The organism is Halorubellus litoreus, assembly GCF_055378595.1.
In genome coordinates, this window is the sequence record NZ_AP043836.1 from 2,448,595 (window position 1) to 2,470,575 (window position 21,981).

General features: G+C 68.4%; 25 protein-coding genes. 11 read left to right on the forward strand and 14 right to left on the reverse strand.

The window, feature by feature from the left end; all coding sequences use genetic code 11:
• Window positions 1-72 precede the first annotated feature (72 nt).
• The 9 genes from ACZ48X_RS16395 to ACZ48X_RS16435 form a co-directional block, all read right to left on the reverse strand.
• Entirely contained in the window at window positions 73-522 is a 450-nt protein-coding gene (locus ACZ48X_RS16395; RefSeq protein WP_336348684.1) for a Mut7-C RNAse domain-containing protein, read from the reverse strand.
• Between the two features lie 15 nt (window positions 523-537).
• Window positions 538-2,301, reverse strand: a complete 1,764-nt coding sequence (gene polX / locus ACZ48X_RS16400) for a DNA polymerase/3'-5' exonuclease PolX (RefSeq protein WP_336348683.1) — start codon at window positions 2,299-2,301, stop codon at window positions 538-540.
• Between the two features lie 18 nt (window positions 2,302-2,319).
• Window positions 2,320-2,757, reverse strand: a complete 438-nt coding sequence (locus ACZ48X_RS16405) for a DUF5788 family protein (RefSeq protein ID WP_336348682.1) — start codon at window positions 2,755-2,757, stop codon at window positions 2,320-2,322.
• A gap of 90 nt (window positions 2,758-2,847) precedes the next feature.
• Complete coding sequence (locus tag ACZ48X_RS16410; RefSeq protein WP_336348681.1) at window positions 2,848-4,305, reverse strand: glycerate kinase type-2 family protein; 1,458 nt, start codon at window positions 4,303-4,305, stop codon at window positions 2,848-2,850.
• A 3-nt stretch (window positions 4,306-4,308) separates the two neighbouring features.
• Window positions 4,309-5,190, reverse strand: a complete 882-nt coding sequence (locus ACZ48X_RS16415) for an SDR family oxidoreductase (RefSeq protein WP_336348680.1) — start codon at window positions 5,188-5,190, stop codon at window positions 4,309-4,311.
• 233 nt (window positions 5,191-5,423) lie between these two features.
• Entirely contained in the window at window positions 5,424-6,182 is a 759-nt protein-coding gene (locus ACZ48X_RS16420; protein WP_336348679.1) for an endonuclease V, read from the reverse strand.
• 28 nt (window positions 6,183-6,210) lie between these two features.
• The gene (locus tag ACZ48X_RS16425; protein WP_336348678.1) at window positions 6,211-7,119 is read right to left on the reverse strand and encodes a rhomboid family intramembrane serine protease; all 909 of its coding nucleotides are present in this window, start codon (window positions 7,117-7,119) and stop codon (window positions 6,211-6,213) included.
• 93 nt (window positions 7,120-7,212) lie between these two features.
• Window positions 7,213-8,220 (reverse strand): phosphomevalonate decarboxylase MvaD, encoded by a 1,008-nt coding sequence (gene mvaD / locus ACZ48X_RS16430; protein WP_336348677.1) that lies wholly within the window; start codon window positions 8,218-8,220, stop codon window positions 7,213-7,215.
• Between the two features lie 77 nt (window positions 8,221-8,297).
• Entirely contained in the window at window positions 8,298-10,178 is a 1,881-nt protein-coding gene (locus ACZ48X_RS16435; protein WP_336348676.1) for a hypothetical protein, read from the reverse strand.
• 181 nt (window positions 10,179-10,359) lie between these two features.
• Here ACZ48X_RS16435 and nth point away from each other — a divergent pair, with 181 nt between their 5' ends.
• Together nth and ACZ48X_RS16445 are read left to right on the forward strand one after the other, a co-directional pair.
• Window positions 10,360-11,043: an endonuclease III gene (gene nth / locus ACZ48X_RS16440; protein ID WP_336348675.1), complete on the forward strand. Its 684-nt coding sequence runs from the start codon at window positions 10,360-10,362 to the stop codon at window positions 11,041-11,043.
• A gap of 80 nt (window positions 11,044-11,123) precedes the next feature.
• On the forward strand, window positions 11,124-11,363 hold the full coding sequence (locus ACZ48X_RS16445) for a hypothetical protein (RefSeq protein WP_336348674.1): 240 nt from the start codon (window positions 11,124-11,126) through the stop codon (window positions 11,361-11,363).
• Window positions 11,364-11,427: 64 nt separating this feature from the next.
• Here ACZ48X_RS16445 and ACZ48X_RS16450 read toward each other — a convergent pair whose 3' ends face one another.
• Window positions 11,428-11,910 carry a DUF7321 family protein gene (locus ACZ48X_RS16450; RefSeq protein ID WP_336348673.1) on the reverse strand — a complete coding sequence of 161 codons (483 nt, stop codon included), beginning with the start codon at window positions 11,908-11,910 and terminating at the stop codon, window positions 11,428-11,430.
• 93 nt (window positions 11,911-12,003) lie between these two features.
• Between ACZ48X_RS16450 and ACZ48X_RS16455 the strand changes: the two genes are divergently transcribed.
• From ACZ48X_RS16455 to ACZ48X_RS16490, 8 genes are all read left to right on the forward strand, one after another.
• Window positions 12,004-13,056 (forward strand): DUF7319 domain-containing protein, encoded by a 1,053-nt coding sequence (locus tag ACZ48X_RS16455; protein WP_336348672.1) that lies wholly within the window; start codon window positions 12,004-12,006, stop codon window positions 13,054-13,056.
• A 61-nt stretch (window positions 13,057-13,117) separates the two neighbouring features.
• The gene (locus tag ACZ48X_RS16460) at window positions 13,118-13,780 is read left to right on the forward strand and encodes a plastocyanin/azurin family copper-binding protein (protein WP_336348671.1); all 663 of its coding nucleotides are present in this window, start codon (window positions 13,118-13,120) and stop codon (window positions 13,778-13,780) included.
• A 3-nt stretch (window positions 13,781-13,783) separates the two neighbouring features.
• The gene (locus ACZ48X_RS16465; protein WP_336348670.1) at window positions 13,784-14,176 is read left to right on the forward strand and encodes a DUF7318 family protein; all 393 of its coding nucleotides are present in this window, start codon (window positions 13,784-13,786) and stop codon (window positions 14,174-14,176) included.
• Between the two features lie 2 nt (window positions 14,177-14,178).
• Entirely contained in the window at window positions 14,179-15,027 is an 849-nt protein-coding gene (locus tag ACZ48X_RS16470) for a ubiquinol-cytochrome c reductase iron-sulfur subunit (RefSeq protein ID WP_336348669.1), read from the forward strand.
• Between the two features lie 4 nt (window positions 15,028-15,031).
• Window positions 15,032-15,826: a cytochrome b gene (locus tag ACZ48X_RS16475; RefSeq protein ID WP_227131801.1), complete on the forward strand. Its 795-nt coding sequence runs from the start codon at window positions 15,032-15,034 to the stop codon at window positions 15,824-15,826.
• 4 nt (window positions 15,827-15,830) lie between these two features.
• Window positions 15,831-16,619 carry a cytochrome b family protein gene (locus ACZ48X_RS16480; RefSeq protein ID WP_336348668.1) on the forward strand — a complete coding sequence of 263 codons (789 nt, stop codon included), beginning with the start codon at window positions 15,831-15,833 and terminating at the stop codon, window positions 16,617-16,619.
• A 19-nt stretch (window positions 16,620-16,638) separates the two neighbouring features.
• Entirely contained in the window at window positions 16,639-16,953 is a 315-nt protein-coding gene (locus ACZ48X_RS16485) for a DUF7315 family membrane protein (RefSeq protein WP_336348667.1), read from the forward strand.
• Entirely contained in the window at window positions 16,946-17,203 is a 258-nt protein-coding gene (locus ACZ48X_RS16490; protein ID WP_336348666.1) for a DUF7314 family protein, read from the forward strand. Before ACZ48X_RS16485 ends, ACZ48X_RS16490 begins: the two co-directional genes overlap by 8 nt.
• Before the next feature lie 382 nt (window positions 17,204-17,585).
• Here the strand turns inward: ACZ48X_RS16490 and ACZ48X_RS16495 are convergent, their stop codons facing one another.
• From ACZ48X_RS16495 to ACZ48X_RS16505, 3 genes are all read right to left on the reverse strand, one after another.
• On the reverse strand, window positions 17,586-18,047 hold the full coding sequence (locus tag ACZ48X_RS16495; protein WP_336348665.1) for a DUF7313 family protein: 462 nt from the start codon (window positions 18,045-18,047) through the stop codon (window positions 17,586-17,588).
• Between the two features lie 24 nt (window positions 18,048-18,071).
• On the reverse strand, window positions 18,072-18,860 hold the full coding sequence (locus ACZ48X_RS16500; RefSeq protein ID WP_336348664.1) for an NAD(+)/NADH kinase: 789 nt from the start codon (window positions 18,858-18,860) through the stop codon (window positions 18,072-18,074).
• A gap of 106 nt (window positions 18,861-18,966) precedes the next feature.
• Entirely contained in the window at window positions 18,967-20,289 is a 1,323-nt protein-coding gene (locus ACZ48X_RS16505; protein WP_336348663.1) for a M28 family peptidase, read from the reverse strand.
• Window positions 20,290-20,508: 219 nt separating this feature from the next.
• Here ACZ48X_RS16505 and pdhA point away from each other — a divergent pair, with 219 nt between their 5' ends.
• Window positions 20,509-21,570 (forward strand): pyruvate dehydrogenase (acetyl-transferring) E1 component subunit alpha, encoded by a 1,062-nt coding sequence (gene pdhA, locus ACZ48X_RS16510; RefSeq protein ID WP_336348662.1) that lies wholly within the window; start codon window positions 20,509-20,511, stop codon window positions 21,568-21,570.
• Window positions 21,571-21,613: 43 nt separating this feature from the next.
• Here pdhA and ACZ48X_RS16515 read toward each other — a convergent pair whose 3' ends face one another.
• Complete coding sequence (locus ACZ48X_RS16515) at window positions 21,614-21,913, reverse strand: MTH865 family protein (RefSeq protein ID WP_336348661.1); 300 nt, start codon at window positions 21,911-21,913, stop codon at window positions 21,614-21,616.
• Window positions 21,914-21,981 lie beyond the last annotated feature (68 nt).

Consider the following 21,981-nt stretch of genomic DNA (forward strand, 5'->3'; position numbering starts at 1 on the left):
CACCGCATCGCACTGCACCGCACCGCATCGCACCACGTCACACCGCACTGCAACTGACGGGAGGGTTCGAGGCTACGTCCGCACGGCAGCGAGCGTCTCGACCATCCGGTCGTGGTGACTCCCTTTCCAGAAGCACTGCTCGCAGTCGCGACACCGCCAGACGGCCTCGTTGCCGGGGTCGGGTGCGTACTCTGGCGTCGCGTCGTCGGTGGGGACGCGGTCGAGGCGACCGTTGCAGTGCCCGCAACGCTCGGGGTCGTCGGTCGGTTCGAGCGGGATGCCGGTGGCGGCGAGCTCCCGGAGCTGGTCGACGGGGTCGCGTTCGCGCAGGAGAATCCCGTCGGTCGCGGCGGCGAGGGCGCGGTCGCGCGTGACGACGACGCGGTCTTCGTCGCGAGCGAGTGCGGCGATGGCGTCGTCGGCCTCGACGCCGCGGTCGGGCGCGTACGCGGCGTCGTGCCCGCAGAGTCGGAGGTACGCGCGGAGCCCGCCGCACATCGCGTCCAGGAGGATTCGCGTCACGATTCCGTCCCCGAGTCAGTGCAGGAACTCGCGGAGCGCGTCCTCGTCGTACGTGTTCAGGACGTCGTCGGGCTCCGCCCACCCGCGGCGCGCGGTGTGGACGCCGTAGGTCACGTTCTCGTACGTCTCGGGGCGATGCGAGTCCGTGTTGATGGAGACCGTCGCGCCGGCGTCGACCGCGGCCTTGACCGCGCTCCCGGAGAGGTCGAGGCGGCTCGGGTTCGCGTTCACCTCCAAGGCGACGCCCTCGCGGGCGGCGACCGCGGCGAGGCGGTTCGCGTCGAGGTCGAGGCCCTCGCGCTGGTTCAGGAGCCGCCCCGTCGGGTGCCCGAGGACGTCCACGCTGGGGTGCTCCATCGCCGTACAGAGGCGGTCGGTCGCCTCGTCACCCGGCATGTCGAGACTGCTGTGGGGGGACGCGACCACGACGTCGAGTTCGGCGAGGACGTCGTCCGCGACGGATATCTCGCCGTCGGCGTCGACGTTCGCCTCCACGCCCGAGAACGCCGTGATGCCGTCGACGTCGTCGTTCACCGCCGCGACCTCGTCGGCGAGGTCCAGGAGGGCGTCGTCCGGGACGCCCATCCCGCCGACGACGCCCGGGCCGGTCGCGTGGTCTGTGATGGCGACGTACTCGTGACCGAACGCCTTCGCGCCCGCGACCATCTCGCGGACCGAGTTCGCGCCGTCGCTCGCGTCCGTGTGAGTGTGGAGGTCTCCGCGAACGTCCGCCTCGACGAGGAGGTCCGGGAGCGCGTCGTCGATGGCGGCCCGGACCTCGCCGCGGCCCTCGCGGAGCTCCGGCGGGACGAGCGGGAGGTCGAGGGCCGCGTACATCGACGCCTCCGTGTCGCCGCCGATGCGTTCACCGACCCGCTGGCCGTCGTCGGCGTCAGCGTCCACGTCGTCGACGTCCGAAACGTCGAACGCGCCGTACTCGTTGAGCTTCACGCCCTGGTCGATGGCGTAGTTCCGGAGGGTGACGTTGTGGTCCTTGCTCCCCGTGAAGTACTGGAGCGCGCTCCCGAACTCGCTCGGCACGACCACCCGGAGGTCGATACGCATCCCGTCGAACCGCACCGACGCCTTCTGCTCGCCCGCCTCGATGACCGCGTCCGCGGGCTCCCACGCGGCGAACGCGTCCACGACCGCCTGGCCGTCGTCGCTCGCCGCGAGCACGTCCACGTCGCCGATGGTCGCCCGCCAGCGGCGCGTCGACCCCGCGACCTCCGCGTTCTCGACCGCGTCGTGCTCGCTCACGAACGCGCGAACGCGCTCCGCGACCGGGCGCGCCGCCCCGAGGAGCTCTCGCTCACCGGCCTGGCGCGCGAACGGGATGGCCTCGAGGATGTTCTGCTCCGTCTTCGCACCGAACCCCTTCACGTCCTGGATGCGCTCGTCCTCGGCCGCCGCCTCCAGCTCGTCGAGGTCCGTCACCCCGAGTTCCTCGTAGAGCGTCCCGACCGTCTTCGGGCCGACGCCCTCCACGCGCAGCAGGGCGTCGAGGTCCACGGGGTACCGCTCGCGCATCGCCTCGAGCTCCTCGATGGCGCCCGTCTCGTGGAACTCCACGATCTTCGAGGAGATCGCGTCACCCACGTCGTCCAGCGCCTGCAGCGCGTCCTCGCCGTCCTCGGCGAGCGCCTCGAGCGACCCCGGGTACTCGCGGATGGACTCGACCGCGCGCCGGTACACGTTCGGCTTGTACTCCACGCCGTCCATCTCCAGGAGGTTCGCGTACGCTTCCAGTTCGTCGGCAACGTCGTGCTTGAGTGCCATCGTAGGTGTCTCCGTCGATCAGAGCCCGGTTCGCGGGCCGTCCTCGTCGTGACCGAGCGCCTGCTGGAGGAAGTTCATCCAGCGCTTCCGGTCGGCCGCCGCCTGCGCCTCTGCCTCCCGCTCCAGGTCCGTCGGCCCGAGGTTCTCCAAGGCGTTCAACGCGCGGTCCAGGCCGATTATCGCGCCGACGAGCGCCTCACCCTCCTCGAAGGAGATGTCCTCGTTCTCGAGGCGTTGCTTGCGCTGGAGGCGCTCGCGCCGCAGGTTCCGCTTCGCCTCCTGCACGCGCTCGCGGTCCTCGGGCGCGACGCCGTCGACGCGCTTCATCTCGAACACGAACGACTGGAGCTCGAACGCCTCCCCCTGAACAGTGATGGTCTCGGGGATGTCCGCGCCGACCGTCGCGCTCTCGCGCTCGATGCGCTCCAGGAGCTGCTTGCGCTCGTACGACTTCACGGTCGACGCTCCGGCCGCCATCGCCAAAACGCTGCGGGTCCCCTACCGCGAGCGTCCGCCGGAACGACGGCCTCCCGCAAGGGTACTGCGTTATCGGTCGTCGACGACGACGACCCGGAGGTCGTTCACGTTCGTCCCCGTCGCCCCCGACCGCAACCGCCCGCCGAACCGACGGTCGTCCGCGTCCGCGGGCGCTGCGGGCGCTGCGGCGCGCTCGAACCGCTCGAAGAACCCGGTCGCGTCGTTCCGCGCGAGCGCATCGCGCGCCCCGTCGCGCAGTTCCGCGTCAGCGAGCGCGTCGCCCGCGAGCACCGCGCCGGCCTCGTCGGTGCTCCCGTCCCGACCGTCCGTGTCGACCGCGGCGACAGCGACGTCCACGCCGTCGGGAGGACGAGGCCCGTCCGCGAGGTCGAGTGCCGCGCCGAGCACGAACTCCTGGTTCGGGCCGCCGTCCCCGTCCCCGGATACCGTCACGGTCGTCTCGCCCGCGGACACGAGGACCGCTGGCGGCTCGACAGGGTCCCCGGCGGACGCGACCTCCCGACCGACCGCGGCGTGGAAGCGCCCGCACTCGTTCGCCTCGCCCTGCATCGTCGTCGAAAGCACCGTCGCCTCGAACCCTCGGGACGCGGCCGCCTCCTTCGCACCGTCGACGGCGGTTCGCGCCGACGCGACCACGTGATAGGGCACGTCCTCGAACGCATCGTGGTCCGCTCCAGGCGTCTCCGCAACGCCACCCCAGCCTCCGCCCGCGGCACCCGCTTCGAGGTGCGAGCGAACCGCGGGCGCGTCGATATCGTAGCGGTCCAGGACAGCGAGCGCGTCCGCGAACGTCGACGCGTCCGGCGCCGTCGGCCCGCTCCCGACGATCGCCGGGTCGTCACCGACGACGTCCGACACCGCGACCGTCAGCACGCGCGCTGGCGTCGCCGCGACCGCCAACCGGCCGCCCTTCACCGTCGAGACGTGCTTCCGGACCGCGTTCACCTCGCCGATGGCCGCGCCCGCGCCGAGCAGCGCGCTCGTCACCGCCCGGAGCGCGTCCAACCCGACCGACTCGACGGGCGCGGCGAGCAACGCCGACGCCCCACCCGTCAGCGCCACGAGCACGAGCGTCCCCTCGTCCGCGTCCGCGACCAGCTCGCGGACGTCACGCGTCGCCGCCACGCCGCGCTCGCTCGGCACCGGATGGTCGCCCACGCGCACCGACACCGGCCCCAACGCGAGTCCCGCAGCCGGCTCGTCCACGACCACCAGCCCGTCGTCGACCCGACCGCCGAGCGCGTCCACGAGCGCCGACGCGACCCGGTCACAGCCCTTCCCCGCACCGACGACGACGACGCGGTCCACGTCCGCGAGAGAGTACCGCTCACCCTGGACGACGAGCGCGTCGCCGTCGACCGACACCGCCTCCCGCGTCGCCCGGAACGGGTCCGCGCGCTCCACGCCCGCAGCGAGACACGCCACTGCGGTCTCAATCACACTCGACGCATCGCTGTCATCGCCACCGGACCCGGCGCCGCCGTCACCCTCGAGGACGTCGAACACGATTCACGCGAACAACCGCCGCGCCAGCGCGAACACCCGGTCGCGCAAGCGCTTCGGGACGAACTGCGCGAGCCCCGAGTACTTCGCTATCGGCCCGACGGGATACCGCGGCGCCGGGTCCGTCGCGCTCGCCGCGTTCACGATGGCATCCCCGACCATCGCCGGCGAGATGGAGGCCGGCCCGAACCCGCCCATCGACGCCGCGTCGTCGTACAGCTCGTAGATGTCGTCGTACGCGCCCGACCGCTCGGTCCCGTCGAGCTCCTCGTCCGCGCGGTCGTAGAACGACGAGTCGACCGGCCCCGGCGCCACCACCACCACGTCCACGCCGAACTCCTCGACCTCCGCGCGGAGCGCGTCACTCATCGACTCCACCGCCGCCTTCGACGCCGCGTACGCCCCCGACCCCGGGAGCGACAGCTCGCCGACGACACTCGACACGTTCACGACCGTCCCATCCCCGGCCTCGCGCATGTGCGGGAGCGCCGCGCGAACGAGCCGATGCGGCCCGAACGCGTTCACGTCGAACTGTCGTTCGAGCGCCGCGGTCGACACGTCCTCGAGCGGCCCGAACTGCGCGAACCCCGCGTTGTTCACCACGCAATCGATGCGACCCTGTTCGTCGACGACGCGCCCGACCACCGCGTCGACCTGCTCGCCGTCCGTCACGTCCAACTCGGCGGTGCGACAGCCAGCCTCCACAAGCTCTGTCACGTCGTCGGTATCCCGCGCCGTCGCGTACACCACCCAGTCCTCCGCGAGGAACGCGAGCGCCGTCGCCTGCCCGATCCCAGAGGACGCTCCCGTTACGAGGCAGACGTCCTTGTGTCGTGTCTCCCCATCCTCGTCGTCGACCGCGACCGCCGACTCGTCCGCGTCAGTCATATCCCGGGCTTCGCCCGGCGGGTACGTAAGTGTCACCGGTCCCGGCACTCGCTCCTCGCTCCGTTTCCACCCCCGACATTGAACAACGAGGACGCGGCCACGGTCCCCGTCACGACTAACACGACGCGCGTCGGTCCAGGCGGGAGTGCGACCCGCCGGCGCGCGAGCACGGCCACGGGTCGCCTGCCAGCCCCAGAACAGTCAGCAGCCACAGCACCGGTCGCGCTCCACAGTCACTCCTCGCGGGACTCGACCTCGCGCTTGGCCTCGTCGGCGTACGCGTCCGCGAGCCGCGTCGGCTCCGGGAGCTTGTAGCCCGCGGTCGTCGCGAGCACCACGTCCGCCGCCGTCGTCGCCGAAACGCGATGCCCGGGACTCACCCAGAGCGGGTTGATGGACTGCCGGCCGGAGTCGTACTGGCGAGACTGGACCGCGTACCCGATCACCTCGCCATCGGCCGCGGTCACGTCACCGTCCGCGAGCACGGGGACGCGCTCGCCCTCGGCGAGATCGTCGACGTCCCGCTCTGGCGTCCCACAGAGCAGGTTCTTCGCCACGCCCACCGCCGGGACGTCGAACGCGACGCCCATGTGCGTCGCCAGCCCCGCCTCCCGATAGTGGATGCGGCCACTCCCGTCGAACAGCACGAGGTCCGGCACGTGCTCCAGCCCGCGGAGCGCGTCCACGATGGGGCCGCCCTCGCGGAACGACAGGAGTCCCGGGATGTAGGGTATCTCGAGTGGCGTCACCGCGTACGCCCGCTCGACGACCTCGTCACCGCGGCGGACGACGACCGCCGACACGGCACGGTCGTCGAGGAACGCCTGGTCGACGCCCGCGACCAGCGGCCCCTCCGGGCGGCCGACGCGCGCCGGGTCGAATTCGAACTCGTCCGCGAACACCGCCGCGGCTGCCACGTCGCGCTGCAAGGCCTCCATCGCCTCGCGCGACGCCGACGCGTCCGGTAGGAACTCGGGACGAACGACGTCCATCACGACCACCTCTGTCGAGCGACGGCCATCAGAACCGACGGCGACCGCCACCCGGACCGCCGGGGCCGCCCGGGCCGCGGCCGCCACCGAACCCGAGGCTCTGCGGGCGCCGCACGTCGCCCTCGATGTACTTCCCGTACGCCAGCCCGACGAGCAGACCGATGAGGTGCGCGCCCTGCGCCACGCCGCCAGCGCCCACGCCGCCGCCGAGGATGGCGAGCGACGAGATGAGCGCGTAGAATATCGTGATCGCCCAGATGGGGACGGGGAGGATGAAGTAGATGTACACCTTCAGGTCCGGCGCCAGCACCGTCAGCACGCCGAGTATCGCGAGTGCCGCGCCGCTCGCCCCGAGGACGCCCGAGAACGCGCCCGGATTGAGCGCCATCGACAACCCGATCTGGCCGAGGCCGGCGAGCATCCCGGTGCCGAGGAACAGGAGCGTGAAGTCACGCGACCCGACCAGGTCCTCGACGAGTCGGCCGAAGAAGAAGATCACGATGGCGTTCCCGGCGATGTGCGCCAATCCGAAGGGAGCGTGCGCGAAGATGGACGTCACCCACGTCCAGAGGTACTCCGGATTCTGCGAGCTCAACACGAACAGCGTGTTGTGCAGGCTCCGGCTCGCGAACGTCAGCACCGCCATCTGCGCGAACCACGTCACGAACATCAACGCCAGGAACACGTACGTCATGTTCCCGCGGAAATAGGATAGCGCCCCACCCGGCCCGAACAGCGTGAACGACCGGCCGCTGCTCTCCGCGCTCACCGAGTCGTCGAACCCGCTGTCGAACACGCCCTTCGGGTCGTTCCACTCCGTCAACCCCGGACAGTCGTGCTTCTCCGGCAAGCGATGTTCGCCGCAGAACGTGCTCCCGCAGTGCGAGCACGTGTACGGCATGTTCTCTTGCCTGCCGCACTCGTCGCATTTCGCCATTGGCGGCGGCTACGGGAGGACGGGTCAAGGGGCTTTGGGTGTCCGGCACGGCCGCGCCAACGGACGGAACCGCTAGCGTCGTTCGCGGACGACCTAGAAGAGCGCTTCGTCGTCGTCGAGGAGCTTCGCGGGGCCGCCGACCTCCCAGATGGTCGTTCGAACGCCCGTCTCGGCGACGGCTTCCTTCACGCGCTCGACGTGCTCGGCGGTCGTGTTCACGTACACGGACGCGCCGGTGTCCGTCGAGAACCACACGGGGACGGAGTTCACGTCGTCGTCGTCCTCGTACCCGTTCTCGCGGAGTTCCCGGACCGTGTCGAACACGGAGAGGGTCGCGGGCTTCCAGTACACCCAGCCTTCGGGGCCGGTCATCGTCGTCGCGGCGAGACTCAGCGAGTCGTGTTCGGCGATGTCGCCGACGCGCTCCAGGTCGTCCTCGTGCAGGGCGTCCTTGCAGTCCTGGAGTTGTTCGACGACGTGCGCCATCCGGTCGCCGAACATGTGGCTCCGTTCGGCCTCGCTGTGCGCGTCGTCGGTCTCCTTGTACGCGGGGACGAGTGCGACGACGATCTTCAGTTCGCTCTCGAGGTCGGTCGGGATGCGGTGACTCCGGCAGTCCTGGTCGTTCATGCCGGCTGTGAGGTACGAGAACCCGCCGGTGACGGCGCGTGCGGCGCTCGCGGACCCGACGCGTGCGATGGTCGAGATGTCCTCGAGGCTCGCGTCGAGTTCGGCGGCTTCGGCGAGCGCGCGTGCGGCGGCCGCGAACCCGGAGGACGAGGAGCCGAGGCCGACGTTCGACGGGAACGAGTTCTCGCTCTCGAGGCGGACGGGGTAGACGGTGTGTGCGGCGTCACTCATCGACCGGGCCTTCTCGACGACGCGTTCGACGCGGTCGAACGCGGACCCCTCGAGTTCCTCGCCGTCGACGACGTACGTGTCCTCGTCGTAGTCCATCGAGAACTCGACGGTCGTCTTCGTGTGACTCGGTGCCGTGCAGACGCTGATGGAGTCGTGGTAGGGGAGTCGTTCGATGTCGTCGCGCATCCCGTGATACTTGACGAGGCCCTGGATCGGGTGAGCCATCGCGGTAGCTTTCATACCTCTACGGGAGACGACCGCGCGCTTAAAACCCACGGCGGCAGGATTCCATGCGGTTCGGTGACGGAGTCGGTGTGTCAGGACGTGAGCGTCTCGAGTTTCTCGCGAACGCGAGCGTTCTGCTCGACGGTCTCGCCGAGTTCCGCGAGTCGTTCGTCGATGGATTCGACGGTCGCGGTGAGGTCGTCGACGGCGTCGGCGAGTTCGTCGACGTCCTCGCGGACGTCCGCGGCGAGGTGGTCGATGTCGTCGCTGTTCGAGCGCACGGCGGACGCGAGTCCGTCGACTCGCTCCCGTTCGGCGGCTTGCTCGGATTCGATGGTCTCGACGCGTGCGTCGATCGCATCGACCGCCTCCTCGATGTCGTCGGCCGTCGCTTCGATGTCGTCGGTCGTCGCTTCGACGTCGGTGGTCCTCGCCTCGACCTCGTCGACGTCCGCTCGGAGCGCGCCGCGTTCGTCGGCGGCGGCGGCGGTGCGTTCGTGGAGCGAGCCGACGTCGGCTTGCAGGTCCTCGAGCACGTCGCGTGCGGTCCCGTTCTCGTCGAGGAACGCTTCGAGCGCGTCCGTGTACGCCGCGAGTTCCTCGACGCGAGTCTGGAGGTGGTCGATGCGCGCTTCGGTGCTCGTTCGCGGGTCGACGCCGAGGCGCCGGCGGAGTTCGACGCGCTCGCGCTCCGTGACCCCACCCGATTCGAGTTCGTCGAGGAGCTGTTCGGCGACGCGGTCGTCGTCGTCCGTCGTACTCCCGCCAGTCCCGGCACTGGTCTCGCGGTCGTCGTCGTCGGCGAACTCCCATGCGTCGTCGGGGTTCTCGACGAGTTCGTCGAAGGACACCGGCTCCGAACCGAAGTCGACCGTTCCCTCCTCGAGGGCGTCGACCTCCGCGGCGAACTCGTCGTACTCTTCGGGGTCGAGTGCCTCGTCGAGCAGCTGGAACTGCTCGTCGGCGTTCGAGTCGATGGTTTCCGCGGGGACGCCGTCGACGTCGACCGCCTCGAAGGTCTCCACGGTCACTCCCCGTAGTTCCCCGAGCGCGCCGACGATGTCGTCCTCGTCGAGCGCGGTCGATATCGTGACCGCGAGTCGGTCGGGGTTCGCGCCCGATTCGAGGTCGGGAAGGGTTGGACTCGCGCTGTAGACGGTCGTTCCGTTCAGTAACCCTTCGAGGACTTCGATCGCGCAGTCCGTGCTGGCGTCCTCGGTGAACGCGACCGAGAAGCGGTAGGCTGCTTCGTCGGCTCGCGATCGGTCGTCGTGGACGCGGAGCGCGTTCTCGAACGCGTCGCCCGTCCACTCACGACCCTCGTCGGAAGGCTCGGAGTCGACGTGTTCGTCACGCGTCTCGGAGTCGTCGCGTGCGTGCTCGGTGGATTCGGCCCCTCTTTCAGCGTCGTCCACGGTCGCGGACGCACCCGCTGGCGCCGTGACGACCGCGTTCGCGGCAGGGTCGGCATCGTGAGGGGCGGTGAGGGCGTCGTCCGTCGTGGCGTCGGCGGTCAGCTCCGCGTCGGTGGTGTGCTCGTGCACGCGCTCGTACACGACTTCCGGAACGCGCTCCGTCGGTTCGGCGGCGTCGAACGAGACGGCGTCCACGGGGTCGACGGGCTCGCGGTCGTCGACTGGTGGCTCGGCGTGCTCGGGTGGGACGACGTGGACCGGTGCGTCGACGAGTTCGTCGACCGTCTCCGGTTCGGTGACCGGGACGCCGAGCGTGACGGTGGCACTCTCGCCCGGTTCGAGGGTCGAGCGCCACCTGACGTCGCCGTTCGCGTAGACAGTGCAGTCGTCGGCGTCGACCGCGACGGCGTCGGGGTCGATGGCGTCCGGGAGTTGCGTTTCGACGACGACCGTCGTGACGTCGGTCGTGTCGGACTGGATCGCGAGCTGGAGCGCCGGAAGCCCCGAGTCGGTGATAGAGACGGTGCTGTCGCTACTGGTGGCGGCGTGCGTGTTCATGATTCCCCCATGTGGCCCCCCGGGACACGGGACTGGCCGTAGCAGAAACATACGGCCGCCAACACTTAATTCGGCAGGTTGCTTCGGTTCCCTAGGCAGTCCATACGGGTCCGTAACGGCCCATATCGGGTGCGTGACCGAAACCCGAACGGCTAACCGTCGGGTATCCAACGACACCACCATGGGTACGCCACGCGACTCACGCCGCGCGCAAGCCGAGACCGTCGTCGAACGCCTCCACGAGGAGTACCCCGACTCGACGATATCGCTGAACTACGCGTCGCGACTGGAACTCCTCGTCGCGGTCGTCCTCTCCGCGCAATGCACGGACGAGCGCGTGAACGAGGTCACGAGCGACCTCTTCGAGACGTACACGACGCCGGAGGACTACGCGAACGCCACGCAGGACGAACTCGCGGACGCCATCTACGGTATCACGTTCCACAACAACAAGGCCGGGTACCTGCAGGGCATCGGCGAGCAGTTACTCGCCGAGCACGACGGCGAGGTCCCCGACGAGATGAGTGCGCTCACCGACCTCCCCGGCGTCGGGCGGAAGACGGCGAACGTCGTCCTCCAGCACGCGCACGACGTCGTCGAGGGAATCGTCGTCGACACGCACGTCCAGCGACTCTCCCGACGCCTCGGACTGACGACCGAGGAACGGCCCGAAGCCATCGAGCAGGACCTCCTCGACGTCGTCCCGGAGAGCGAATGGCAGCAGTTCACGCACCTCCTCATCGACCACGGCCGCGCCGTCTGCGGTGCGCGGAGCGCCGACTGCGACGCGTGCGTCCTCGCGGACGTCTGTCCGAGCGAACAGGGCGACAGCGACGTCGACCTCGCCAGCGGCGAGGCCTGGTGACGTCGACCACGCCGCTGGCCGTCGCTCGGCCAAGCCGGTTTGGCCCGACGCATACCCGCGTGGCTCGACGCATTCGAGGTATGACGAACGACGAAGCGACGGACCAAGACCGACACGAGGAACTCTCGCCCGAGGAACGAACGAACGTCCCCGCCGAGGAGCTCGCGGACGTCGACGACGCGCACGACGACGCCGTCGAGGACGCCGAAGACGAACGCGAACCCGGGGAGCGAAAGAACACCGAGAAGCTGAACGACGAAGCGCGCGAGCAGAACCGCCACGACAACGCGCCCGACGAGATGCCGAACCGCCAGCAGTAACGACGAACCGCGCTCGCTGCCGGCGCCGCCGTCGTCGTCCTTCCAGATTCTATCGGAACGCCCGTCAGAGGATGCTGTACCACCGCAGGTAGCGAGCGACGCCGACGAGGTACGCGAGAATCCAGAAGAACACGTACCCGAACACGCCGACGCGCAGGCGCGTCCGCCACTTCCCCATGTGTTCGTGGAGCTCGTCGATGGAGACGTCCTGGTCCGGGTCGTCGTAGAGGTCCGCCGCGCGTTTCGCCTGGAAGATACGGACGATACCCCAGAGGCCGAACAGGAGCATCGCGTACGCCTGCAGGCCGAGGAACGCGTGGAGGGCGGTGAGGCTACTGAGGTTGTCGAACAACCGCGGCGCCATCCAGAAGACGACCGGAACGGTGTTCAGGACGAGCCCGGTGACGACGAACTTCAGGTGATACACGAGGACGTCCCACGTCACGACCGGCTGGTTGATGATGTACCAGGCACCGTAGACGTAGAACGGGAAACTGGCGGTGACGACGGCGGCGACGACCGTCGCGACCACCACGTCTTCGACCATGCCCGGCCCTAACGGCCGGGGCGTCCTAAAGGACGCGTTCCCGGACGCCCGCGGTCGGAAAGAGTAAACGCCCGTGGACCGAAGTGTCGGAGGATGACTGACTCCCGACCGACGTCGGCCGACGACCCCGACCCCGGGAGCGACAGCGACGGCCCGACCGGCGAGGGCGACGACCCGGCCGAGTCCGACGGGGACGACCAGGCCGAGTCGACCGTGGACGCGTCACCGCCGGCCGACGCGAAACCGGCCGCGTCAGCCGACGACTCGCCCTCGGATGCGGAACTCCGCGCACGCGTCGAAGAGAAGTACGACTTCGAGGACTTCGGCCCGCGAGACATGGCGGAGATGACGCCCGAGGAATGGGACGCCGCGTTCGACGCGGAGACGTGGATCACCGGCGACGAACTCCTCGAACGCGTACAAGCGGACCTGGAGCGGCGCGTCGCCACCCGAGACGTGTTCGCGGTCGTCGAACGCCGCGACGTCGACGGCGAAGACGCCGTGCTCGCGTTCTCCGACGAAGGGTACGCCCTCGTACGACCCGACGGCTCCGTCGAAGGGTTCGGAACGGTGCTTCGGGACGTGAAACCGACGGTCGCGCTCTGCTCGATGGACTCCTACGAACCCGAGGAACCACCAGCAGGCGCCGTCCTCCCGAACCCCGAAGAGGTCCCCGAAGGAAGCGGCGAACTCGGGAACTTCATGCTCCAGATAATCGCGGGCGTCCTCGGGCTCTCCGGCGTCGTCCTCCTCGGCGGCGCCGTGTTCGCGCCAGGGGCCGCCGGCGCCGGCGAGATCGGTCGCGGGCTCATGGTCGTCTTCGGCCTCCTGTTCCTCGCCGCCACGTTCGTCCTGTTCTTCACCGTCGCGAACGCGCGCCTCTCCGACAAGTTCCGCGCCGAAGAGTACCGCGACCGTCTCCGAGCGATCGGGCTCGAGGACGGCGAACGACCCGCGTTCCTCCCGACCGAGGACGACGAGGGAACCGTCGAGACTGCGCTCGACGCCGGAACCGACGACGAGCGCGAAGACCGCGACGTCGACGGCGCCACCGAGCGCGAGCGGACGGACGAAACCGACGCCGCGACGACGGGTCACAGCGACGCGGAGCGAGACACCGACGAGAGCTCGAACCCCACCACGTAACCCCCTCCAGACACCCGCATCGGTGGGTTTAAGCAACGTCAATCCTGACCTACGGATGTATATGAAAAGGCGGGACTTTCTGAGAACTGCCAGCGGCGTTACCGGAGCCGCCGCGGCAGTCGGCGCGGCGTCCGCAGGCGCCGCCGCCGAGGACCAAGGACGCTCCGGCGCGCCCAACAACACGACGACCACGGGCGCACCGAACGGTACAGGGTCGGCCAACAACACCACGGCCGGCGGTGGTGCGCCCTCCGGCCCGACGAAAGAGGTCGTGGTCGGCCCCGGCGGCTCGCTCGTGTACGAGCCCGCGGACCTCACGATAGCGAACGGCACGACCGTGAACTTCGTGTGGGACTCGGACAACCACAACATCGTCGTGGACAGCCAACCCGACGGCGCCGGCTGGGAAGGCACACCCGGCGGAGACTCGAAGACGTACGACACCGGGTACGAGTACTCGCACACGTTCACGACTAACGGCGAGTACCAGTACTTCTGTCAACCGCACGTCGGCGCGGGGATGGAAGCGAGCATCACCGTGCAGGACTCGGTGTCCACCGGCGGCGGCGGGAAGGAACAGGACCCCGAACACATGGGCGTCCCGTTCCAGGCGCACTTCGTCGGACTGGCGACCATCCTCGCCATCATCAGCTCGCTGCTCTTCACGTTCTACACGCTCAAATACGGCGAATCCGCGCACACCGCGGCCCCCAACAAGAAATAATCCATGTCGACCAAAGGAAGCAACTACGGCGACATCCACCGGTACGAGCCCGCTCGCGAGAGCACGGCCGCCGCGGTCGCTATCGTCCTCCTCACCGTCATCGAGGTCGTGTTCGTCGGCCTGTTCACGTACGGGCTCGTCGCCGGCTGGGGACTGGACGCGGTCGGCAACATGTACCTCGGCACGATCCTCGCGATCATCTTCGTCGACCTGGCGTTCATCCTCCTGCTGTACCGCAAGGAGTTCCTCCCGGACGTCATGATCGTCAAGAAACGACGCCGGAAGTGGGAGGACCTCTACGTTCGCGAAGAGGACGTCGACGGGACGAAGGACTTCGACCCCGAGAACGCCGTCGAGACACTGAAACGGGCAGTATACCCGTACTACAAGCGATAACTATGCCACTGGACGAAGACAAGTATCCGGTCGAATCGGACCGTCGGCGGTTCGTCAAAGGTGTCGTCGGCGGGGCCGCGCTCGCCGGCGTCACGACAGCGAGCGCCGCCGCCGTGAACACCGCCACCGCGCCAACCGGCGCGGGCGGTGGGACGACGACGTTCTACGCCGTCGAGAACACCGACGGGCCCGCGCCGCGCGGAATGCCCCAGATTCCCGTCGAGCTGGACAAGGAAGGCTACCTCAAGGGTGCGTGGCCGGAGTACGAGGAGGGCGCCGACGCCGCCGTCACCGAGGACTACGAGGGGACGGGCGTCGACTACTCCTCCGCGTGGTTCCAGTACTGCGGCGTGCAGACGTACTCGGGCGTGTACCCGGAAGCGGACCAGGACAACTACTTCCGGTACTCGGATAGCGGCTACGACTGGCACAGCGACAAGGGCGGTGACAAGATCCACATCGACGACTTCCAGGAGCTCGGTGACCCCTGGCGCGAATGGAACACGTCGTTCGGGACGAAAGCGAACGGGAAGCCCGCTGCCGGCACGTGGCGGTCTCAGGACCTCGCGCCCGCGGAGACGATGCCAATCCAGGTGATCCGCTCCGAGAACGTTCAAGAACTCGCGAAGGAGGACGAGTGGATCGACGCGTCCACGGCCGAGGGCTGTGTCGCGTGGCTGAACAAGTGCACGCACTTCTGTTGCGTGCCCGGGTTCAAGACCATCGCCGGCTCCGCGAACTTCGGTGCGGCGGACAAGATCTACTGTCAGTGCCACCAGTCCGTGTACGACCCGTTCAGTATCGTGCAGAAGTCGTTCGTGGCACTGCCGCGGCCGGAGAAGGAGGGCTGACACAATGAGTCTGGAGAAGAAAGACGAACACGACCATCGCGGCTGGATACAGAAGCGAGACCTGACGCCCGTGGAGAAGGGCTACCTGATGGTCCTCGTGTACCTCGACCGGCGTCTCCGCATCGTTGACTACCTCGAGCTCCTCGAGGACCTCTACTACAAGGTCAACATGCAGATGCCGAAGAGTCACACGGAACAGTACAATCTCGACAACAAGTTCTGGTACTGGTATCCACTCTATGCGTTGGGGTCGTTCTCGACGATAGCGTACGTCGTCGCGGCCTTATCGGGTGCCCTCTTGGGGTTCTACTATGCGCCGGCGACGACGGGTGACCCGTCGGGTGCGTACAACCAGATCGTGTTCATCATGACCGACCTGAACTTCGGGTTCATGCTCCGCTCCATCCACCGCTGGGCGGCCCAGGTCATGGTCGCAGCGGTGTTCCTGCACATGCTCCGCGTGTACTTCACGGGCGCGTACAAGGAACCCCGCGAACTCAACTGGATCCTCGGCATCGTCCTCATCTCGCTGACGATGGTGTTCGGGTACACGGGCTACCTGCTGCCGTGGGACCAGCTCGCGTTCTGGGCCGGCCAGATCGGCGTTGAGATGTCGCTGTCGATACCACTGGCGGGTGAATGGGTCGCCCAGCTCCTGTTCGGTGGGTTCACGTTGAGTCAGGCGACGCTGCAACGGATGTACATCCTGCACGTGTTCCTGCTTCCGTTCATCGTGACGACGCTCATCGCGGTCCACATCGGCATCGTCTGGATGCAGGGCATCGCGGAACCACACTAATACAATGGCAGACAACAACAACGACGAGGAACCCATGGCTGACGGCGGCAGTGGCACCGGCATCGTCGCGCCGGACGACGAGACGCCGACGTGGCGCGAGCGCAAGGAGCGCACGGAGGGACTCTCCCGGTTGACGTACGAGTACTTCGAGCGGGCGCGACGCGAGGACCAGGACCTCCGTCAGGAGTCCGATTACGTGGAACGTGACGTGCTCGCGTTCCCGGCGTGGCCCCACGAGATGATCCGGAACCTCTCCCTGACGAGTTTCTTCGTCGGGATGATCCTGTTCCTGTCGGCGGCGCTCCCGCCGCACATCGGGCCGCCGGCGAACCCGAGTAGTACGCCGGCTATCATCCTCCCGGACTGGTACCTCTACTGGTCGTTCGGCCTCCTGAAGCTCGGCCCGCTGAACCCCGAGCTCTCCATCCTCGGTGGGGAGACGGCGGCGGAGGGCGCGAAGCTGATGGCGGACCGCACGTACGGCGTGGTCGCGAACCTCGTCGTCGTCGGGTTCATCGCTATCGTGCCGTTCCTGAACAAGGGGAGTGCGCGCCGCCCGGTCGAGCAGCCGTTCTGGGCTGCGGTTGGCGTGTTCGGGGTCGTGTTCGCGTTCACGATCAGTATGCTCTCCATCAAGAACCTGCTCCCGATCGGGTCGAGTCTCCTGCTGGACGTAACGTTCCTGCTGCCGTTCGTCGCGGGAACGATCTCGTACGCGCTGCTGCGGTCGATGCAGGAGGGCTACATGTACGACTTGAACCGTCGGTACTACCGGCTGCGGCCGCCGAAGTAACTGCTGTCCCGTTCTTTCGATGACTGACGACGAGCCAGTAGAGGATGGTGCTCGCGGGTCTCGCGAGGTCGAGGTCCCGATGCGTCTCTACAAGACGGTGACGGTGTTCGCGACGTTGATTGCGATGGTTGCGGTCATCCTCGGGTTCGTGGCGTTGGACGTGGCGACGAATCGCGCGCAGGCGTCGCCGGACGAGGTGAACGTCGTGCTCGCGCTCGTGGGACTCGGCAGTATCGTCCTGGGGGCGTTCGTGTACGCGTTCTCGACGCGATTCCGGACTGAAGGAATGGGAAAGTCTAAAGACGAATCCGACGAAGGTTCAGGTAATGGCTGACGAATTCGCCAAAGGCACGGCTATCCTCGCCGGTGTGGGACTGATCTGGATGGTCCTGGCTGGCTGGTACAAGACGCCGTCGTTCGAGGGTGCACAGCTCACGGGGGCGCCGCCGGCTGACTTGGGGACGTACGGCGAGATGGCGCTCGTGCTCGAGAGCGGCCTGCGCTGGTTCATCATCATCGGCGTGTTGACGTTCTGGGTCGTCATCCCGGCGGCCGAACAGACGCGCGAGTACTTCGCGGGCTGAGGCGGCGTTTCTGCGATAGCGTTCGGTTCTGCGAGTGATGGTCGACGAGCGACTGGGTTCTGCGCTCGTGGTCGTCGGTCGGCGTCTTTGACTGGTGTGGTGGTGTTGGTCCGTGAGTGGTTGGTGTCGGTGAGTCGAGCGTGAGGTGCGCGAGCGGCCGACGACGCTGGCTGGGGGCGCCGGTTGTCGTCGTCGGTCGCGTGGTGGAGGTCTCTGATTTGCGAACGGCCGGGAGCGTGTCGAGGGAGGTGTTCGGTCGCGTACGGCGGTTACTGTTGGCGGAGTGGGTTCGTAGGAATGGCCTTCGTAGGTCGGGTTCCGGCGGCGGTGCTCGGGTGCGGGGTCGTGCGAGGAGAAGAACGGCGTCGAGGTGGTTGCGTGGTCAGATGATCTGGGAGAGTCCCTGGACGAACACGTCGAACTCGTTCGCGAGCTGGAACGTCGCGTACGCGAGGACGAGCAGGGACGCGAAGAGCGCGCCGTTGGGGCGCCGAACGGATTTGTCCTTGCGGAGGTCGACGCTCCGCGTCTCGAACTCGAAGAAGTCCGTGAGGAACATCCCGAGGACGAGCATCGTGAGGACGACGCCGCCGTGCTGTTCGTAGGTCGTGTAGTAGAACGTGGTGAGGATGAGGACGACCGTCGAGGCGGTGTGCAGCGGGTGGCGGGAGGCGGTCTCGACGTCCTCGTCTTCGGCTTCGCTGACGTTACGCTGGTACGCGAGGATGCGCGTCGCCATGTTGGCGAGCACGAGCACGACCAGCAGGTACTTGACGAGTTCGACGCCGAGCACCTTGCTGGTGAGGATGGCGTCGAGGGGTCCGAACATCGTCGCTGGGTCCATAGGTCAACCTGTGTGGTTGAGCCATTAGTGCTTTTCCAATGCGTGCGGCCACGGCCCGGTGCTCTGGGGGGTGACGGCGATGGTGAGCGAGTCGTCGGGGGTGGCTTCGACGACGTCGCCGTACCCGATGCGGGTGACGTGGGTGTCGTCGATGCGGAGGGAGACGTCGCCTTCGTCGCGTTCGACGGTGAGGGTGACGTCGTCGTCGGGGACGACCCAGTCGTCGGCGTTCGTCGCGAACGGCGCGATGGGGACGGCGGCGAGCACGCCGGTGTGTGGGGCGACGACGTGGCTGCCGGCGGCGCGCGCGTACCCCTGGGAGCCGGCGGGTGTGGCGAGGACGACGCCGTCCGCGCGGAACTGGCCGACGACGCGGCTCGAGGCGGTGAGCGTGTACTCGCTGATGCGCGCGGGTTCGCTCGTGACGAGGGTGACGTCCGCGAGTGCGCGGACGGGGTCGGTTCCGGGCGCGGTCACGGCGAGTGTTCTGCGCGTCGTCGTGCCGTGTTCGCGGGCGACGAGCGTGACGATGGCGTCGGCGGCGTCGGCGGCGGGGACGCTGCGCGTGCTCGGGTCGGTGTCGACGGGGAGGACGGGTGCGGTGACGTGTGCGCGGACGTACTCGACGAGTGCTCGGTCGCCGGGGGCGACGGCGGCGTCGAGGTCGGTGGCGGCGAGTGCGGGGGCGTCGTCGACGACGGGCGTGCCGCCGGCCCGCTCGACGGCGGCGGCGAGCGCGGTGACGTCGGGTGCGTCGGCGGCGGTGGCGTCGACGATGCCAACGACCGCGTCGGCCGTCGTGGACTCGTCCATACTCGGGGGTTGCGGTGGGGTGACCAAAAACCCTGCAGGTCTCGCCGCCGCGCCGTCGGCGAGTGTGCGTTCAGGAACTCGTCGCGTGACGGCGCGGGACTCGGCGTCAGTCGTCGTACGGCCAGTCGCCGGTTATTCGCATGCCTTCGGCCTGGTCCTCGTCTTCGAGTTGCGCGGCGATCTCGTCGGGGTCGCGGTGCTCGATGGTGGTATCGTCGCTCGCGAGTTCGACGGCGAGTTCCGCGAGGACGATCCCCTGTTCGCGGAGGTCGCGCTTCTCGAGTTTGTCGAGGGTATCGGCGTGCGTGTGGCCCCAGCCGCGGCCGTCGCCGGGGGTCTTCCCGTAGACGTGCGTGCCGGGGACGCCCCATTTGACGAACGGCCAGTGGTCGCTGTGCGGGCCGAGTTCGGGGGTGACGTACGCGGGGTGGCCCATGCGGTCGGCGACGTCGTCGATGGCGTCGGCGAGTTCGTCGAAGCCGTGCGCGTAGAACCCGAGGTCGCGGCCCTGACAGACGCCGTCGAGGTTCAGGACGGCGGCGACGTCGTCGTGGTCGGCTCGCTCGGCGAGGTGCGCGGAGCCGACGAGCCCGACCTCCTCGGCGCCGAAGCAGACGACGTGGACGCGCGTGTCGAGGTCGTTCTCGCGCTTCGCGAGTGCGTCGACGACCTGGACGACGGTGGCGGTGCCGGCGCCGTTGTCCATCGCGCCCTCGGCGATGTCGTGCGCGTCGACGTGACTCGTCAGGAGGAGTTCGTCGTCGCTGTCGGGGCCGAGCGTCGCGTGGACGTTCTGGCTGGTGGCGTCCTCGATGGCGGCGGTGACGTCGACGTCGACGATGTCGCCGTCGGCGCGTCGGGCGATGCGTGCGCCGACCTCGGCGGAGACGCCGACGGCGGGGATGTCGCCGACGGGGTCGGCGTCGGTGCCGACGCTCCCGGTCGGCGGGAGGCAGCCGTCGACGTGGTTCCGGTAGACGAATGCGGCGGCGCCGGCCTCGACGGCGTGATAGTACTTCTCGCGGCGGTGCAGGTAGCGGTCGTACCACTCGGGGACGTCCGAGCGCGCGAGGACGACCTTGCCGTCGAGGTCGGCGTCTTCGAAGTCCCGCGGGAGGCCGTACCCGAGGTCGACGAGTTCGCCGGACGCGGTCCCGCTCGGCGACCGGGGGAGCGCGATGACCTCGTGGCGCTGGTCGTACGTCTCGCCGGCGGCGTCGAGACTGCTCGTTCCGCGCTCCCAGCCCTGGATGTCGAACTCGGCGAGGTGGGCGTCGCGCGCGCCGGCGTCGGCGAGGGCGTCCCGGGTCGCTTCGGCTGCACGGCGTTCCCCGTCGCTGCCTGCCATGCGGTCGCCGATGTCGACGAGTGTCTCCAGGTGGTTCCAGCCGACGTCGCTCGTGAACGTCTCGCCGATCCAGTCTGTCATTGGCTCTCACGAATCGACGGCTCGTGTTAGGGTTTCCGGCTTGCGAGTCCGTGGCTCGATTCGACGATTCGTCAATATTGCCACGACCTGAAGCCGCAACCGGCCGATAAATCCGAGATGAGTTTAAGTACTCGGTGATAATTTCATGAACGAATCTGTTTGAGGCGATTCTTTATTACCCGTGCGGGTGATTGTCCGATAGACCCTCAGGTGTCACCAATGTCGAAGGCTGACAACATCGTTCGCGTCATGTCCCCGGGCGGCTCGCAGGTCACCGACCACAGCGTCTCCGCAGAGCGTGCACGCTCGCTCTACGAGACAATGGTACTCGCCCGGACATTCGACGAGAAAGCAGTCAGCCTCCACCGACAGGGCCGCATCGGGACGTACGCGCCGATGGCCGGCCAGGAAGCGGCGCAGATCGGTGCGGTCGCGGCGATGCCCGACCGGGACTACCTGTTCCCGACGTACCGCGACCACGCGATGTTCCTCCAGCGCGGCGTCGACCTCCGCGAGGTCTTGCTTCACCTCTCCGGCGAAGGGAACTACATCGACCACGAGGACCCCGCGGACCTGACGACGTTCCCCATCACGATACCGATCGCGACCCAGCTGCCTCACGCGGTCGGCGTCGGGATGGCGGCGAAGTACAAGGGCGACGACGTCGCGAGCCTCGTCTCGTTCGGCGACGGCGCCACGTCGGAGGGCGACTTCCACGAGGCATTGAACTTCGCGGGCGTCTTCGAGACGCCGACGGTGTTCTTCTGTCAGAACAACGGCTACGCCATCTCGGTGCCCCGGGAACGCCAGACGGCGAGCGCGACCATCGCCCAGAAGGCCCAGGCGTACGGGTTCGACGGCGTTCGCGTCGACGGGAACGACGTGTTCGCGGTGTACGACGTCGTCTCGGAGGCGCTCGAGAACGCCCGGAACGGCGGCGGGCCGACGCTCGTCGAGGCGGTGACCTATCGGAAGGGCGCGCACACGACGACGGACGACCCGTCGAAGTACCGCGACGAGTCCGACGCCGAGGACTGGCGGCTCGAGGACCCCCTGGACCGCGCGCGGACGTACCTCGAGGAGGAGTTCGGGTGGTCGGAGACGGACGAGGCGGCGACCCAGGAGTGGGCGACGGAGACCGTGCGGGAGGCGGTGGCGGCTGCAGAGGACCACACGGGCCTGGACCCCGGCGAGATGTTCGAGCACGCGTACGCGGACATGCCCGCGCACCTCCGCGAGCAGCGCCGGCAGCTCGTGGACGAACCGCAGGTCGACCACTGATAGCGGACCTCTTCTGGGCGGCTGCCCGGTCGGTGGGCGCGATTCAGAGTAGTTCTTCTTCGCGGAGTCCGGCGACGACGTCGTCGACGAGCGCGTCGAGCGACTCGTAGGGGAAGTCCTGGTACGGTTCGAGTCTGACGGCGAGTTCCATCGCGGTGAACCGGCGGTCGCCGACGGTGACGCGTTGGCTGTGCGGGGCGTCGACGGCTGCGGCGACGGCGAGCTGGTCCTCGACGGGGAAGGCGACGTCTGCGAGGACGACCGCGAGCCGCTGGCGAACCGCGCGTTCGGCGGCCTCGCGGTCGCGCTCCACCGAACTCCACTTCGTTGCGTCCTCGGGCACGCGCTCCCGTACGCGTGCGGTGGACTTTATGTCTCGGCGTGCGTCGCCGGTCGGTCGCCGGTCGGTCG

Coding starts and splice junctions, on each gene's coding strand:
- ACZ48X_RS16500 (WP_336348664.1), bottom strand. CDS start 18,860: ATGGACGAGTCCACGACGGCCGACGCGGTCGTTGGCATCGTCGACGCC.
- mvaD (WP_336348677.1), bottom strand. CDS start 8,220: ATGAAAGCTACCGCGATGGCTCACCCGATCCAGGGCCTCGTCAAGTAT.
- ACZ48X_RS16505 (WP_336348663.1), bottom strand. CDS start 20,289: ATGACAGACTGGATCGGCGAGACGTTCACGAGCGACGTCGGCTGGAAC.
- ACZ48X_RS16450 (WP_336348673.1), bottom strand. CDS start 11,910: ATGGTCGAAGACGTGGTGGTCGCGACGGTCGTCGCCGCCGTCGTCACC.
- ACZ48X_RS16415 (WP_336348680.1), bottom strand. CDS start 5,190: ATGACTGACGCGGACGAGTCGGCGGTCGCGGTCGACGACGAGGATGGG.
- ACZ48X_RS16470 (WP_336348669.1), top strand. CDS start 14,179: ATGCCACTGGACGAAGACAAGTATCCGGTCGAATCGGACCGTCGGCGG.
- ACZ48X_RS16475 (WP_227131801.1), top strand. CDS start 15,032: ATGAGTCTGGAGAAGAAAGACGAACACGACCATCGCGGCTGGATACAG.
- ACZ48X_RS16480 (WP_336348668.1), top strand. CDS start 15,831: ATGGCAGACAACAACAACGACGAGGAACCCATGGCTGACGGCGGCAGT.
- ACZ48X_RS16435 (WP_336348676.1), bottom strand. CDS start 10,178: ATGAACACGCACGCCGCCACCAGTAGCGACAGCACCGTCTCTATCACC.
- ACZ48X_RS16465 (WP_336348670.1), top strand. CDS start 13,784: ATGTCGACCAAAGGAAGCAACTACGGCGACATCCACCGGTACGAGCCC.
- ACZ48X_RS16455 (WP_336348672.1), top strand. CDS start 12,004: ATGACTGACTCCCGACCGACGTCGGCCGACGACCCCGACCCCGGGAGC.
- polX (WP_336348683.1), bottom strand. CDS start 2,301: ATGGCACTCAAGCACGACGTTGCCGACGAACTGGAAGCGTACGCGAAC.
- ACZ48X_RS16445 (WP_336348674.1), top strand. CDS start 11,124: ATGACGAACGACGAAGCGACGGACCAAGACCGACACGAGGAACTCTCG.
- ACZ48X_RS16425 (WP_336348678.1), bottom strand. CDS start 7,119: ATGGCGAAATGCGACGAGTGCGGCAGGCAAGAGAACATGCCGTACACG.
- pdhA (WP_336348662.1), top strand. CDS start 20,509: ATGTCGAAGGCTGACAACATCGTTCGCGTCATGTCCCCGGGCGGCTCG.
- nth (WP_336348675.1), top strand. CDS start 10,360: ATGGGTACGCCACGCGACTCACGCCGCGCGCAAGCCGAGACCGTCGTC.
- ACZ48X_RS16420 (WP_336348679.1), bottom strand. CDS start 6,182: ATGGACGTCGTTCGTCCCGAGTTCCTACCGGACGCGTCGGCGTCGCGC.
- ACZ48X_RS16495 (WP_336348665.1), bottom strand. CDS start 18,047: ATGGACCCAGCGACGATGTTCGGACCCCTCGACGCCATCCTCACCAGC.
- ACZ48X_RS16490 (WP_336348666.1), top strand. CDS start 16,946: ATGGCTGACGAATTCGCCAAAGGCACGGCTATCCTCGCCGGTGTGGGA.
- ACZ48X_RS16460 (WP_336348671.1), top strand. CDS start 13,118: ATGAAAAGGCGGGACTTTCTGAGAACTGCCAGCGGCGTTACCGGAGCC.
- ACZ48X_RS16485 (WP_336348667.1), top strand. CDS start 16,639: ATGACTGACGACGAGCCAGTAGAGGATGGTGCTCGCGGGTCTCGCGAG.